At 38.2% G+C, this 14,542-nt stretch carries 14 protein-coding genes; 2 read left to right on the forward strand and 12 right to left on the reverse strand.

The features are described from left to right. Positions 1 to 528: 528 nt before the first annotated feature. Positions 529 to 918 carry a NifB/NifX family molybdenum-iron cluster-binding protein gene (locus VB733_RS25950; RefSeq protein ID WP_323342939.1) on the reverse strand — a complete coding sequence of 130 codons (390 nt, stop codon included), beginning with the start codon at positions 916 to 918 and terminating at the stop codon, positions 529 to 531. Between the two features lie 86 nt (positions 919 to 1,004). Continuing rightward, on the reverse strand, positions 1,005 to 2,387 hold the full coding sequence (gene nifE / locus VB733_RS25955) for a nitrogenase iron-molybdenum cofactor biosynthesis protein NifE (RefSeq protein ID WP_323342940.1): 1,383 nt from the start codon (positions 2,385 to 2,387) through the stop codon (positions 1,005 to 1,007). Between the two features lie 1,066 nt (positions 2,388 to 3,453). Here nifE and VB733_RS25960 point away from each other — a divergent pair. Then, complete coding sequence (locus tag VB733_RS25960) at positions 3,454 to 3,900, forward strand: TOBE domain-containing protein (protein ID WP_323342941.1); 447 nt, start codon at positions 3,454 to 3,456, stop codon at positions 3,898 to 3,900. Between the two features lie 133 nt (positions 3,901 to 4,033). On the opposite strand, the gene VB733_RS25965 is transcribed toward VB733_RS25960, so the two are convergent. Continuing rightward, on the reverse strand, positions 4,034 to 4,855 hold the full coding sequence (locus VB733_RS25965) for an NADPH-dependent oxidoreductase (protein ID WP_323342942.1): 822 nt from the start codon (positions 4,853 to 4,855) through the stop codon (positions 4,034 to 4,036). 51 nt (positions 4,856 to 4,906) lie between these two features. Next, complete coding sequence (locus VB733_RS25970; protein ID WP_323342943.1) at positions 4,907 to 5,551, reverse strand: 2OG-Fe(II) oxygenase; 645 nt, start codon at positions 5,549 to 5,551, stop codon at positions 4,907 to 4,909. A gap of 70 nt (positions 5,552 to 5,621) precedes the next feature. On the opposite strand from VB733_RS25970, the gene VB733_RS25975 reads away from it, so the two are divergent. Next, positions 5,622 to 6,206 carry a TetR/AcrR family transcriptional regulator gene (locus tag VB733_RS25975; RefSeq protein ID WP_323342944.1) on the forward strand — a complete coding sequence of 195 codons (585 nt, stop codon included), beginning with the start codon at positions 5,622 to 5,624 and terminating at the stop codon, positions 6,204 to 6,206. Positions 6,207 to 6,257: 51 nt separating this feature from the next. On the opposite strand, the gene VB733_RS25980 is transcribed toward VB733_RS25975, so the two are convergent. The 8 genes from VB733_RS25980 to VB733_RS26015 form a co-directional block, all read right to left on the reverse strand. Continuing rightward, positions 6,258 to 7,412 carry an ATP-binding cassette domain-containing protein gene (locus VB733_RS25980; protein ID WP_323342945.1) on the reverse strand — a complete coding sequence of 385 codons (1,155 nt, stop codon included), beginning with the start codon at positions 7,410 to 7,412 and terminating at the stop codon, positions 6,258 to 6,260. Beyond that, positions 7,409 to 8,107, reverse strand: a complete 699-nt coding sequence (locus VB733_RS25985; RefSeq protein WP_323342946.1) for an ABC transporter permease — start codon at positions 8,105 to 8,107, stop codon at positions 7,409 to 7,411. The genes VB733_RS25980 and VB733_RS25985 overlap by 4 nt, the downstream gene beginning before the upstream one ends. A gap of 5 nt (positions 8,108 to 8,112) precedes the next feature. Continuing rightward, positions 8,113 to 8,979, reverse strand: a complete 867-nt coding sequence (locus VB733_RS25990) for a substrate-binding domain-containing protein (protein ID WP_323342947.1) — start codon at positions 8,977 to 8,979, stop codon at positions 8,113 to 8,115. A gap of 277 nt (positions 8,980 to 9,256) precedes the next feature. Next, the gene (gene nifV / locus VB733_RS25995; protein WP_323342948.1) at positions 9,257 to 10,375 is read right to left on the reverse strand and encodes a homocitrate synthase; all 1,119 of its coding nucleotides are present in this window, start codon (positions 10,373 to 10,375) and stop codon (positions 9,257 to 9,259) included. 59 nt (positions 10,376 to 10,434) lie between these two features. Continuing rightward, positions 10,435 to 11,679, reverse strand: a complete 1,245-nt coding sequence (locus VB733_RS26000; protein WP_323342949.1) for a substrate-binding domain-containing protein — start codon at positions 11,677 to 11,679, stop codon at positions 10,435 to 10,437. A 531-nt stretch (positions 11,680 to 12,210) separates the two neighbouring features. Beyond that, positions 12,211 to 12,558, reverse strand: a complete 348-nt coding sequence (locus VB733_RS26005) for a hypothetical protein (protein WP_323342950.1) — start codon at positions 12,556 to 12,558, stop codon at positions 12,211 to 12,213. A 163-nt stretch (positions 12,559 to 12,721) separates the two neighbouring features. Continuing rightward, positions 12,722 to 13,549 carry a nitrogenase iron protein gene (nifH, locus tag VB733_RS26010; protein WP_416336351.1) on the reverse strand — a complete coding sequence of 276 codons (828 nt, stop codon included), beginning with the start codon at positions 13,547 to 13,549 and terminating at the stop codon, positions 12,722 to 12,724. A 98-nt stretch (positions 13,550 to 13,647) separates the two neighbouring features. Beyond that, positions 13,648 to 14,542 (reverse strand): CAAD domain-containing protein (locus VB733_RS26015; protein WP_323342952.1); only part of this gene is annotated, 895 nt, incomplete at its 5' end.

Genomic DNA, 14,542 nt, shown 5'->3' on the forward strand with positions numbered 1-14,542 from the left:
AACCTGGGATTGTTTCGATGTTGGATAGGGGGAGAAACTGGGTTGTGTCTTCTCCTTTTTCTTTAATATATACGTGCTTTTCACGTTCGGGAATAGTTTCATCGCACTTCAATAAGTGTAGTGGCATTGTTTATTACTCCTGCTATTTTCTCTGCCTCAGAAGATTTTTTCTTCTCTTCTTTTTGAGGACTTTTTCTTTTGTTCTTTACTTTTTAAATATTAATAACTAATTAATTATTTTGAAGTCACGACAACAACAATTACCAATTTTATTTATGCTATTCGCTTACAAAAATTAACTATAATATACAGTTCTGTATATATTTCGTTTATCCAGCATCTTATCACAAAAAACCAATCTTAACCATCATTAGTTATTGACAAAAAAGCCTTGACTGCTTTTGCAATCAAGGATACGAAAAAAATATTTTATTCAATCAAATTTAGTCTCATAAACTAACTAAAAGCAAGTAGTTGAAAATTCTCAACTACTGGCTCTTTAATTATATTATTCCCGGTAGAATAATATTAGCTATTAGCAACTTTTTCCCGTTCGGCTTCGATAACTTTACGCAACATTGGTGGAGCCGTGCCATTAATACTTTTTACCAGTGCATATAAAATCTCAGGAACAGTATCATATTCTTGTACTCTGACAAGAGTTACACCCTGCTTCATTAATGTATTTCCTACTGGTTTACTAACCGCTTTCAAATATATGATTTTGCAATCCAGAACCGCTTCCATTTTTGGCGTAAGTTTACCTTCCTGAAAAGCCTCTTTTGAATCTTCTTCAAAAGTTAATGTCTCAACAAAATTAAATCCATCCTTAGTGACTTCATAGACATCAATTGTCTTTGCAGGGTCAAAATTAACATCAACATGGGTTCCGTCACTAGTTGTAAAGGCTACTTTCATTATATTTTCTCCATCAATGTGATAATTGTTGTTTGCAGCTTGTCATTTTCATGAAGTCAAAATTTGACAAATTCCCATGAATCTCATCACTTAGGCGTTTTTTCATCCCAAGGAGCAGGCTTTTTAATCTGTTCCCAAACAGGACTATATAAGGTTTTATATAATTCCTGCGCCATTTCTATCATCCCTGTATAACCTGCATAGGCATGATTGCGTTCATGATTAACATCCAGAAAAGGAATTTTTGCTTTTAGTGCTGTGTATTGATTGCTAGAACCGGCAACTAAGATATCAGCTTTTGTATCTTTGATAATTTGTAATAATGCCTTGGGACTTCCCTTCGATAAAACAACACCATCTTGACCAAGTAATTGCTTAATTTTAAATTTTTCTTCTGCTGTATTCTTGCGATCGCTCGCAGCAACAACTTTCATTCCTAAGTCTTTTGCTGCTAACAAAATTGACCAACTTTTAACACCACCACTATAAAGAACAATGCGTTTAGCTTCCAATCCAGGAAGATAATCAGCCAAAGCAATATCTAAGGCGGTAGTCTCTTCTTGAATCAATAATTCAGTACGTTCTTGAAGAGATTTATCTCCTAATTCTTTGGCAATATTCCGTAAACAACGGTTGATATTTTCTACACCATAAAAGGACTCTTCAATATAAGGAATTCCATAGTGTTCCTTCATACTTTTTGCAAGTTGTAGAGATACATTCGAGCAAATTACGATATTGAGTTTTGCACGGTGAGCATAGCAAATTTCTTGATAGCGAGCATCACCAGTAATTTTAGAGAGAACACGAATACCTAACTTTTCAAATAAAGGTAAAATATTCCACACATCACCAGCAACATTATATTCGCCAATGATATTGATATCGAATGGTGTAGTAAAAGCTGGTTCAGAAGTTCCTATTACCTGTTCTAATAAAGCTTTTGCACCAATCCGATTACCTAAATTCTTACTCCCAATAAATCCAGGAGCATTGATATAAATAACCGGGATACCAACTATTTTTGCTGCTTCTTTACAAACAGCATTAATATCATCACCAATTAAAGCAGTAATACAAGTAGAGTAGACAAATATAGCTGTAGGTTTGTAGTGCTGGGCTATTTTAATAATAGCTTGATGTAATTTTTGTTCACTACCAAAAATTATATCTTTCTCACTCAAATCGGTAGTAAATCCAATTTGATTTAGTTGAGAACCTGATGAGAGGTTACCCCGACTTCCCCAAGGGTTACGAGTACAAGCTGCTGCTCCATGTACCAAATGAGCTACATCAGTAATTGGTACTAAGGCAACCATTGCTCCCTCAAAAGGACAATTTCCTTGGGCTGCACCCGGTTGTGGTGGCTTTTTACAAGGTTTTTTTGTCTTCAAATCCAATTTTTCCTGATTATTTTTGCAGGCTATCTCATCTGACAGTTGATTCATGTTTTCTTGAGCATTTTTCATGTCTTTTCTCAGTCGGGGTAGAGTAAGATGAACAAGAAATTTTTAACATCCGGCTTCACAGTCGCAAGCTTTATTTATATCTAGCTTCAATTTTTACAGTTTTGCTTTCTATCCTTTTCGTAGTAGAAGAGGAAAGATAGGGAACTTGAGCAAGCACAAAAAAGAAAGGAGTAATCATGACGACACTAACATCAAAGGTATCTTTAGAGTCATTTGCTCTACATTCCCTATCGACGGAAAAACTATTAAACAAATGGAATTATTAGTTCTCAGTTCTTAAGATTGAGATTTATCGTTGAAACTAAATTCCATCCCAAATTTATTGACATACCCGTGATAAATTCTCACTGTTGAGTGTTCACTAATAATATGTAGTCCTAAATAATTGATGAATTAAAAATACAATTCGCTACTTTCAAGATATAGAAAGTACTCGAAGCGTAGCACTCTTCATGGAAACCCCAAATTTCGATTTACGGCGAAGCGAACGATTACTGGTGTAAGATTTGAGATGATTCACCGTAATCATATGAAAGAAACTAAAAAGAAACAGCCAAGTCTTTTAGTTGATGTTGTTTCCCTAAGAAGACTTGTGAATGCCCTTGCTATTTCCATCTCCTTAAGTCAAGCTTAACATACATATCGCCAAATTATTTGCTTTCATTCAATTTTTTCAGCAGAAACCCAAACTGCTAGTCACTAGATTCGAGAGTGCGAAGCTTGGGCGACGAAGTCGTTCGCACACAATATGAATAGGAATAGTCGCCCAACATGCCAAAATCAAGTGCTAAGGGAGAGCAACTTTGGTTACTAAGCTGATTTTTAGAGCAAGTTTATTTGCAATATGCTAAAATATTTGACAAAATCAATACTTTACTTGTGTATGACTTATACTTCCTGAACCCGATTCACTTTCAAAGGGGTGTAAAAATAAGTAAACTAAGCTGTATTCATACCTGCGGCTCAGAAAAGCTTGTATTACCCTCAAATATTAGTACTTTGAAGTAGTACTTTAATATTATATTATGTCAAAATTTTCAGAAACTTCTCAGTTATAAGTTCCATTATGCCTAGAAAAAAACAAGGATGGATAACTTTTCAAGCATCAGAAGAAGAACGGAAAATTTTAGATAAATTATCTCAGGAGTCCCAACGTAGTAAAACGGAAATTCTGCGAGAACTTGTGAGAGGTCTGAATCCTCGTATTTCGCGATTCTCAACCAAACAATATCAAGCAGATGCAGAAATTGATAGCAATTCCATAGAAATTAACAATTACACAGAAGTAATCAAGTTTAGTTCTTACAATGTTATCAAGGGTATAGTGACAAAAGTTACTCCCTCTCAACTGAGTAGTCAGGTGACTTTAAGAGTTGTTCATGAAATAGAATTAACTTCGGTTATTACTAGTGCGTCAATTGATGAGTTGGATTTACATGAAGGAACAGAAGTTTATGCGGTAATTAATCCCTATTTTGTGGCTTTAGGTCGGATTTTAAAAGTTAGTGAATAGATATGAATTTTTTTATTCACTTTTCTACTAAATTATAGGAGTTATTTTTGAATATGAATAATTGTAACTGGGTGTGAAGATAAACCTTAGGCAAAATTTGGTTATCTTCACAAGTTTGCTTCAAGATTTTTTTTTACAGTAGTTTGAAGCCAAAGTTGTTCAGAGTTTCACGTAAGTTCTTACATCCTTTGAGGTAGTCTAAAGTAGCAATTCTCTCGGCTGAATGTTCTGACCAATCACCGGCAACATTCATTTTTTGTTCTGTGTAGAACTGTTTCATAATCTCGTTATAACGAGTGATCGCATCTTCCTGTTCTCCTAGTTTATAGGTTTCTCGATGCAACACAGTTGGCTGGGGTAGACGGGGTTTGACTACGGGTTTGACTTCAGGATTGGGGAAACCCACACACATTCCAAACACAGGAAACACAAAAGGAGGTAAATTTAATAATGTGGCAACTTCCTGAGTATTTTTACGGATAGCACCGATATATATGGCTCCCAAACCCAAGGATTCAGCGACTACGATCGCGTTTTGGGCAGCGACAGAAGCATCAACTACAGCTTTAATCAGTAATTCTATGTAGTCTAAAGCCACATGGGGTAATCCCAGACAGTCAGCCATATGAGCCAAACGACCTAAATCTGCTAACCAAACCAAGAATACAGGAGCTTGTTTCACATGGAGTTGGTTATTAGCCAGCTTGTATAATTCTTCTTTACGTTCTGCATCTTCCACTGCAACTACACTCCAAGTTTGCATATTCGCAGAGCTAGGAGCAGATTGAGCAGCAGCGACTAATAACTCTAAAATTCCTGGTGGTAGGGTGTCGCTGAGGTAGGAACGCACCGAACGATGAGATAAAATTGACTCAATAGAATCATTCCAGGGAATATTGTAATCAAAAGGAATTTCACCGTAGCGCGATCGCAGTAATTCATGGGGATTGTTCATAGTTATTCTTATTCACTCCAAAGTAGGTAAACTTGACCGAAAACTGTGTAACTAAGCAACATCTCTAAAAAAAGCCACTCGTAAAATCAAGCGAATTTCAGAGACAGGGGAGGTAAGTGGAGTCACCATATGCCAAGAATTATCAGAGCGTACAATCACAACGGAAGAACGACTGACAGGTAAAATATCTTGAAAGGTTGACTCTGGATGGGAATTTTTGAGAATTCGCAAACAACCTCCCCAATTTGCTGACCATTGTTGGTTCAAAAAGAAAAGGTGGGTGAGAACTTTATTTGGTTCATCGGTGTGGGGATGATGGGTATGTCCGTGATTGTAGCGACGAAAACCAATCCCCATCGGACAATCCTTGAGGTCTAATCCAGACATTTCAGATAAAGCTGCACGGTAAGAATCTGTTTGTAATTCTTGAATCAACTGTCGCCATAGAAGACCCAAAGAACCTAAATTGTTAGTAAATCTGCCTTCTTCAATTCTTTGTCTCCAGCGACGGTCATTGAATTTGAGCATCAATGAGATATCTTCATCAGAGACAAACATATTTTTCCACCAATAACCATATCCTGAACCCTCGGAGAAACGAAAGTCATCATGGGGGAAACTAGCTGCAAGTTTTAAATTGACATCTGTAGGAAGTACATTATTAATCAAACCCCAATTGTATGGGATTTTCTGCATTGTACTGTTACGAATGGACTGAAAATTAAGCATGTTCTGAAAGAATAAAAGAACGATGGAAAGACTGTAAATGACTAAACTAAGAACAACCCGCAAATCTGTTTACAATCGCATTTTAGACACAGCATCAGAATTGTTTTATCGGGAAGGAATTCGCAATGTCGGAATTGACAGAATTATTGCGGAATCTGGTGTTGCGAAAATGTCGCTATACAATCATTTCAAGTCGAAAGATGCTTTGATTGAAGCTTGGTTACGACAGGAAAATGAACAATGGTATCAATGGTTAAAAACAACTATTGAACAACGTACTTCTGAACCAGAAAAACAATTACTAGCAATCTTTGACGTTTTGCGGGAATGGTTTGAAAGTCCAGAATTTCGAGGTTGTGCATTTATTAATGCTTCGGTGGAATTAGCTAACCCCGACCATCCGGGACATCGAGTTGCTTTAGAACATCAACAATCGATTTACCAATATATTAAAAGTCTGGCTCAATCTATAAAAGTCACATCACCCGAACAATTAGCAAGACAATTACTTTTATTAGTACAAGGTGCTATTGTGGTCGCGATGATGGAAGGAAGTTGGTCAACCGCATCCCAAGCAAAAAAGGCGGCGATCGCACTAATTCAAGCAGCAGGAAAAACATGATAGGGAAGTGGGGTAAACAACTAAAAACAGTCAACAGTTATCAGTTAATCCCTAGACAAAATGCATATCTCTGGGATTAAATGCTAATTTAATTTCTCCGTGGTGATGAATATTTTCCGGGACATGATTTCTAGGTAATTTTGCAGTTAAAGTTTGCTCCCCCACTTTCACCCGAATTGTATAGGTTCCGATACCACGTAATATTCTTTCTACCCTTCCTTCTACAGTTATCATTTCCGAACAAGAAGAAATTGCAGAAGTTATATCGTCAATGTAAAAAGCATCACCGGACAGACAACAAGCTGTAATAGGTGAATTTAATTCACCGGGGTATAGAAATTCCATACTGTTTGCTAGTTGTACCCAAAAACCACGACTACTTCGCTTAATTTGACAGGGAATAATATTATCCATTCCTACCAATCTGGCAATTTGCTGGTTAGCAGGTCGGCGAATTAGAGTTTCTAATTTATCATCTTGGATAATGCCACCATCAGATAAGGCGATCGCTCTTTCGGCGAAGTTGAGTATATCGGTAAAATTATGGCTAACTAGAATTACTGCTGCACCCCTAGATTCTGCCCATTGACGAATTTGTTCGATGATTTGAGGACGTATGGCAACATCGAGGGAAGCAGAGGGTTCATCTAATAGCAATAATTCTGAATCTCCAACTAACCCGCAAGCAATACAAACCCTTTTTCCTTCTCCCCCAGATAGGGAACGAGCGGGACGATTTGCTAAATGTTCACAACCAAAAGTAGCTAAAGCAGTATGTACCCTGTGCTTAATTTGTGGTTCTGGTACACCTCGAAACTGCAACACTCTGGCAACATTATTAAATACGGTATCATTTAGTAATAGGGTTTCTTGAAAAACTAAAGACGAACGACGACGTAACCGGGTTTTATTAACTTGATTGACATCCCGTCCAAATAATTGCATCTCTCCAGAATAAGGCTGTAAAAGATTAATGGTTCTCAGGAGAGTGCTTTTTCCTGCACCATTGGGACCGAGAACCGCAACTAATTCCCCCGGACGAACAGCAAAATTATCAATCGTCAAAATATTTTTACGGGTTTTGCTTGCGACCTTGACCTGACGCATATTTACAACCCAATCATTCATACCCTCAACAACTTCCTGTTGTTCCAACAAATCAGATTCCCGTTTAACAAACCACCCCAAACTAGCAATTTTGCTCATAATATTTTCTTCTCCTGCTGCAAGATAGTCAGGGAGACAATAACGCCGTAGGTAATAAATAAAAGAATGTAAGCGATCGCCATCGCCACATCAAAGTTACCTTTTTCAACTTCCGTGACAATTGCTGTAGTTAATACCCTTGTCTGACCTTTAATATTGCCACCCACCATCATTGATGCACCAACTTCGGAGATAACCCGACCAAACCCCGCAATCACAGCAGCAATTAACCCCAATTTGGCTTCCTTAATCAGTGATAAATTAGCTTGTAATGGTGTCGCTCCCATTGAGAGTAGTTTCCAATGTAATTTGGGATTGACGCTAAGAATGGCAGCAAAACTAAAACCAGCTACAATCGGAAAAGCAATCAATGCTTGGGCAAAAATCATCGCTGCGGGTGTATACATCATCTCCAAATTGCCCAAAGGACCAGAACGCCATAATAAAAGACTCACCACTAAACCCACCACCACAGGTGGTAATCCCATTCCAAAATTCACCAAACTACTCAATAATTTCTTGCCAAAAAAATCTGTTAAAGCCAAACATAAACCCAAAGGTATTCCTAATAAGACACTAATTAAAGTGGCTGTGACTGATACAAGTAACGTCATAAACATTACTTGAAAAACATCATTATCCCCACGGGTTAATAACTCAAAAGCTCTGATTACTCCTTCGATAATTGTGTCCATTATCCTTAAAATCCATAATCTTTTTCCGTCTTCCCAGCATCCACAATAAATAGTGGTTGTCCAAATTCTTTTCTCCCGTGATCTGCAATGATTTTCTGTCCATCAGCAGATAAGACAAAATCCACAAAAGCTTTCGCTCCTGCACTATTCACACGGGGAAATTGCTGAGGATTTACTTGCATAGCATGGTAAAGATTCAATAGTTTTCGGTCTCCTTCTACCATTACTCGCAAAGATGAGAGATTTTTCCTCTGAAATATATATGTAGCCCTATCTGCTAAGGTATATCCCAGCTTTTGATTAGCGACTTGCAAAGTTTTCCCCATTCCCGAACCTGTTTGTTGATACCAAGCACCAGATGGTGTCACTTTAGCTTGTTGCCATAAATCTTTTTCTAACTTATGTGTACCTGAGTCATCACCCCTAGATACAAATAATGCTTGATTTTGAGCAATTGACTTAAAGGCTTCCACGACATTTTTTTTACCATTAATTTTTGCCTTGTCAGCACTGCTTGCTCCCACAACTACAAAGTCATTGTGCATAATTAGGCGACGATTAGTCACCGCACCAGTCTGTAACACTTTACGCTCGGCTTTCGGTGAATTCACAAATAGGGCATCAACTTCACCTTTTTGAGCCAAAGCTAAAGCCTGTCCAGTACCAACTGCAACCTTTTTGATTCGATACCCTGTTTTCTTTTCAAAAGCTGGTACCAAATCATCTAACAAACCACTATCCTCAATACTGGTTGTCATGGCAACGATGACATTTTTACTACCTGAGGACTGGGCATTTAAATTACTACTACCAAGACTCAAAGTCAACAAAAAAGCAGCAAAACCAGCAATGATATGTCTTCTTGGAACCATAAATTATCCTTGGATTTACACAGAGACAAGAAAAATTTAGTCTAAGTATTAAGCCAAACCGTAGTTTGGTTTAATTTGTGTATCTATTCAAATAAAGTAATTGTGTATATTTTTGGAGAGAGAACTGAGTATTTTTACTAACTCAGCTAGAAAGTGAAAATAGTTAGACACAGATATAGACTCATTCAAGTCACGACAAATACAGATAATTTCCCCTCTACCCCTCGCTGTTACTTATTCCTTGCCTTGACATTAGCCGGGAGAGAAGTAAAACATATTACCTTTGAGGCACTAAATCTAGTAGTTCTTCTACCGTCAGACTGCGTTTAGTTTTGACTGATTGGTGTCTGACTGCATCTAACACTGATTGAATTTCTGTCTGACCCAGGGTAATACCATGTTGCTGTAATACACTGAGGAGTAAATGCCGACCAGAATGCTTACCAACCACTAAACGTCGCTCCCAACCCACATCTTCTGGAGCAAAGGGTTCATAGGTGACAGGATTTTGTAAGACCCCATGAGCGTGAATACCGGATTCATGGGCAAAGGTATTTTCACCCACGATCGCCTTCCAAGGAAGTACTGGGTAATTTGTTGCTTTAGCTACTAAACGTGAAATTTCTACGAGTCGTTTAGTATTAATACCTGTTGGCACACTATAAAGGTATTTGAGTGCCATGACAACTTCTTCCAGAGGAGCATTACCAGCCCGTTCGCCGATACCATTAACGGTAGTATTCACTGAAGTTGCTCCAGCTTCAATCCCAGCTAAGGTGTTTGCCATTGCCAAACCAAAGTCATCGTGCATATGCATTTCTACTACAATCGAGAGGTGGGAAACCAAATGACTAACTTGGTTATAGGTAGTCGCTGGGTTGAGAATCCCCACGGTGTCACAAAAACGGAAACGAAAAGCACCCCATTCTTGGGCTGATTGGGCTACTTCCAGTAAAAAAGATTCATCAGCGCGAGAAGAATCTTCTCCACCGACTGAAACCGATAAACCGCGATCGCCAGCAAAATTAATGGCATCCCGCAATTTATCCAAAACAACCTGACGTTTCCCTCCAAACTTAGCAGCAATCTGGATATCGGAAACGGGGACGGAAATATGCACCCGCTCTAAACCACAATCAATAGATGCTTGAATATCAGACAAATTTGCCCGATTCCAACCGAGTAATTTGGCATTTAGTCCCAAATTAGCAATGGTTTTAATTGATTCTGCCTCTTCTTGTCCCATTGCAGGGATGCCAATTTCGAGTTCGTGAACACCAATCGAATCGAGCAAAGTGGCGATCGCAATTTTTTCTTCAACATTAAATGCTACCCCTGCGGCTTGTTCACCATCTCGCAAGGTTGTATCGTTAATCTGAATAGCGTAGTTAGTCATAGTCAAAGTTGTGATGTGGGGAAGTAAAAGTTAAAAAGTGTCAAGTTACCATTAAAAGACTAAATAGTTGCGACAACTTGCCCAATATTAGTGATGTCATAGCCTCCTTGAGCCTCTAATTGCCATTTAAATGTCCGATTTTCCAAAATACTGAGAAACTGCTGCACTGGTTTTTCTTCCAAATATTCCTTGAGAATTACCAAATCATACCGTGATTGATGCAGAGGTATAAATTCCAACCCAAAAGCCACAGCAATGGATGCAGTACTTATACCTGCGTCTGCACTTCCGGAAACTACGGATAAAGCAATATCTTGATGATTTTGAGCGATACGTTGCAATTGTTTTACAGCCTGGAGTGGTATTTGTTCTTCCTGGAGTTTTTGTTCTAAAAGCATCCGACTACAAGTACCTACTCCATGAGTAATAATAGTGGCTCCCAGTTCTACTACATCCGTAACTGTTTTAATACCCATTGGGTTTCCTGGAGGGACTAAGAGTCCTTCTTCCCAAACCCCAACAGTAATAACAACTGCACTCTTTCCTATTAAGGCTTCCCGCACGAAGGGAATATTATGTTCTCTAGTGAGGGGATCATATAAATGCATTCCTGCTATGTGAACTTCACCCCGACAGAGACTAGCCAATGCTGCCATACTATGGGCAAAATGATAATGAACTCGCATCTGTGGATGCCAACGCTCAGTAACCTTTGCAAATAGGGAAAGCACAGGTGTGCAGCCAGCAATGACAATGGTATTGTACAATTTGTCTATATCATCAAGCAGCCTCACCAAGGCTTTATTTGAATTGTTTTGGTTCTGTACTTTGTCCTCCAAGTATTGTTCCGAAAATGAATGTTTGTCTACCTCATCCAACTCTTGTGATAGTTGTTTCCAGGTAGAAACCTCTTCAGCAGATTGCCTAATGACTGCAAGAATCTCACCATCTGCTGGAATTATTTCCATACCAAAGGCATCTTTTCCACTCAAAGGATAAGCGAACCACTGACCACCAACCTGTGCTAGACTGACTGGCGATCGCTGTCCTATCGGGACAGGTTTAGTTAGCACTGCCTCAACGGTGCATAAATCCTGCTCTAACCAGAATAAATCCTCGATTTTACAACCTAGTACCTTAGCTAAACGCAGGGTAATAGTAATAGAAGGAGCATATAGTCCTGATTCTACACCACCAACAGTTTGACGAGTTACACCGACTAAGTTTGCCAAGTGCTGTTGACTCATACCCAAACGAGTTCTAATTAACTTGAGGTTGTTGCAAAGATTTGCATCCAGTTTCATAGGGTGTTTTTCTCCACGACCAAAGTTTGCCAAGAGCAAATTCAATCTGTCCAGGCATGTTGCAGAAATCAATCACTAAGATTGTTAGTTGATGTCTTTCCTATTGGTAATCAAAGCAAACTTGACGAGCTGACACTAATTTCGGAAATTTGCCAGTTTCATGAGTTTTATTACTAATTCTTTACTTGATAATGACAAGCATAGCATACACTTGGCAAGAATAATTGCGTCAGGAAAAACTTTTTTTATTTTATTGATTCAGAGAAAATGTATTGAGATTAACAGAAAAAGGGTTAATTTAATGAGTGGAAATACGAGAGTTATATTTATATAGTTTTAGCCCGAAATCTCTATACTTGCTGACAGTAATAATGTTGGTGTAAGAAAACGGAGGCAGCAATTGCAGAACTTACGACTCTAACTACGACCATAACAATCTTACAAACCGAGATTTACTTTAATCCCGGTATATTGGACTGAAGGAGCGATCGCCTTAACAGGAGTAGTCACACAAACTCACTATATTATCTATCATTCCAAATGTTGTGTTACTATCCATTGAAGTTCCAACCACAAGACAAGATTTCTTTCCTTTAACGTTGAAGCGCGATCGCTAATAATACGTGTAGCATTCATACAAATAGCTTCTGGTATTCCCAGATTATTAGCCACTTCTCTAAAAATAGGTTTGTACGTGCTGACTTCGGTAAACAGATTGTTCGGGGAGTAGACGACAAAATGTAGAGATACTTTTGGTGGTTGTCCCCAGTGATGGTTAACAAGTTCGATGTGGCAGTATTGCAGTAAACTACTTAATTGAGGACAACGTTGCTTTAGTACAGTAGTGAATTTCTGTAATAAAAGCTCTTGAGTCAACATAATCAATTATTCTCCTGAATCTCAAAATTGAGGGAAAAACCCCTCACTAAAAATACTTTGATGATGGATAAGTAATCGCGCAGAATTATTTACACACCAGTATCTAGTCTGGACAAGGGTTTCATGCCTTACTATTGTGTAATTAATTTTGTTTAACTACTTACTAGCGAAATAGTTCAAACTTCATCAGCAGTTTCTCCAGTTGCTGATTAGACATAGGTTTAGGAACAACAAAATTTTTATTGCGATCGATTGTCTTTGCTAAATTACGATAATGCTCTGCCTGTTCGCAATCATCAGCATACTCAATTACAGTCTGGCGATAAAATTCTGCCTGTTGTACTATGTTGTGTCTGGGTATAGAGTAAATTCTCTGAGTTCCTAACTCTTCAGCCAAAGCATCAATTAGCTCTTCTTCTCGGTCAACGTTGCGAGAGTTGCAAATCAATCCACCCAAGCGTACAGTACCTATACGAGCGTATTTCTCAATACCTCGACAGATATTGTTGGTAGCATACATTGCCATAATTTCCCCAGAAGTGACAACATAAACTTCTTGAGCTTTACCTTCTCGGATAGGCATGAAAAATCCACCACAAACCACATTACCCAAACCATCATAAAAAGTGTAGTCGAGTTGAATTTCCTCCTCATAAGCACCAAGTTGTTCTAACAACCCAATAGAAGTCAAAATACCTCTACCTACACATCCTACACCTGGTTCTGGTCCCCCCGATTCTACACAAAGGGTTTTCCCCCATCCTTGCTTACATAAATCTTCCAGATTTAAATCTTCTTCTCTACGCAATGTGTCGAGTACATTCTTTTGATGCAATCCTCCTAGCAAAAGTCGAGTAGAATCTGCTTTTGAATCACATCCTACAACCATGACCTTACGACCCATCTCTACTAGTCCAGCAACTATATTTTGAGTAGTTGTAGACTTCCCAATTCCCCCTTTTCCGTAGATTGCAATGTTCCGCATAAGTATCTCTAAATTGATTCCAAAACGGTAGATTCCCAATTTTTCCCAATAATAATTCAGAAATTTTCTGCTCCCCCCGTTACTTTACCCTTAGCTGAGGAATATTATTTCTGGAAAATTTCTTGTTTTAATGAGAGGAATTTGGTAATTAACTCTTGCCGAGTCGAAACTTTAAGTAAATATCGAGAGCTAAACCAAGTTACATAACCAATACCCACCAACTCAAAAAGTATGTTCAAAAGAGGAATACTATTGATTGCATCTAGTATTGCGAGAACAATTTTAAATGCGATCGCTACTGCAATGATTACCAAAATACTAATCACAATTTGCTGATTTTCTGAGAAAAACTTACCAAAATATTTAGGAATTTGTTCCAATAAGTTAGATAACTGTCTGCTTTTTTGCCGCCATTGAGATAATGTTTCATCAGTCGATGATACCAATGATTGAGTTTCATTTGATGTATGTTGTACTTGGGTTTCCATATAACTCATATGTGTTTCAGTCAGAAAGTTTTTCTTGTTTGGATTTAAGTCTTTGACATCCATGATGGGAGAAATTGACAATTCAGCGATAACAGCTATTTCTCCAGTCAAAAATTCGCTAGAATTGTTGACCCCATTATGAATATGTTCAATATTTTCCTTCCCATTGCATAACTGTGAGTCTAATTTTGACCAAGGCTGAATTTGCACATCATCAGAAAGTTTGTCATTATTCTGTGAACTCGCTAATATATCTGCATTCTGTTCACAGATATCAAAAGCAGCAAGCTTCATCAAAGGGGAGTAAATAGCGTTGTACATATCCCGCGCCATATTCACTGCACCCTCAAATCCCATGTAAGGACCATTGTGATAACCATGTCCATTCACATAAGGCAAGTGCAATTTCTTAACTAACGCACCCACACGAGGTCCTGTCAGAACCAAATCTGGTTCCACCATATCCAATACCTCGAAAAACTCCAACTCATTACCATCATCAATGTAGACA

The sequence above is a fragment of the Calothrix sp. UHCC 0171 genome, assembly GCF_034931845.1.
In the GTDB taxonomy this organism is placed as follows: Bacteria; Cyanobacteriota; Cyanobacteriia; order Cyanobacteriales; family Nostocaceae; genus Brunnivagina.

What these genes read in the sequence shown, in the direction of transcription:
- VB733_RS25950 (WP_323342939.1), bottom strand. Translation starts at nt 918, where the DNA reads ATGAAAGTAGCCTTTACAACTAGTGACGGAACCCATGTTGATGTTAAT.
- VB733_RS25985 (WP_323342946.1), bottom strand. Translation starts at nt 8,107, where the DNA reads ATGGACACAATTATCGAAGGAGTAATCAGAGCTTTTGAGTTATTAACC.
- VB733_RS25960 (WP_323342941.1), top strand. Translation starts at nt 3,454, where the DNA reads ATGCCTAGAAAAAAACAAGGATGGATAACTTTTCAAGCATCAGAAGAA.
- VB733_RS26005 (WP_323342950.1), bottom strand. Translation starts at nt 12,558, where the DNA reads ATGTTGACTCAAGAGCTTTTATTACAGAAATTCACTACTGTACTAAAG.
- VB733_RS25990 (WP_323342947.1), bottom strand. Translation starts at nt 8,979, where the DNA reads ATGGTTCCAAGAAGACATATCATTGCTGGTTTTGCTGCTTTTTTGTTG.
- nifE (WP_323342940.1), bottom strand. Translation starts at nt 2,387, where the DNA reads ATGAAAAATGCTCAAGAAAACATGAATCAACTGTCAGATGAGATAGCC.
- nifV (WP_323342948.1), bottom strand. Translation starts at nt 10,375, where the DNA reads ATGACTAACTACGCTATTCAGATTAACGATACAACCTTGCGAGATGGT.
- VB733_RS25970 (WP_323342943.1), bottom strand. Translation starts at nt 5,551, where the DNA reads ATGCAGAAAATCCCATACAATTGGGGTTTGATTAATAATGTACTTCCT.
- VB733_RS26000 (WP_323342949.1), bottom strand. Translation starts at nt 11,679, where the DNA reads ATGAAACTGGATGCAAATCTTTGCAACAACCTCAAGTTAATTAGAACT.
- VB733_RS25980 (WP_323342945.1), bottom strand. Translation starts at nt 7,412, where the DNA reads ATGAGCAAAATTGCTAGTTTGGGGTGGTTTGTTAAACGGGAATCTGAT.
- VB733_RS25975 (WP_323342944.1), top strand. Translation starts at nt 5,622, where the DNA reads ATGACTAAACTAAGAACAACCCGCAAATCTGTTTACAATCGCATTTTA.
- VB733_RS25965 (WP_323342942.1), bottom strand. Translation starts at nt 4,855, where the DNA reads ATGAACAATCCCCATGAATTACTGCGATCGCGCTACGGTGAAATTCCT.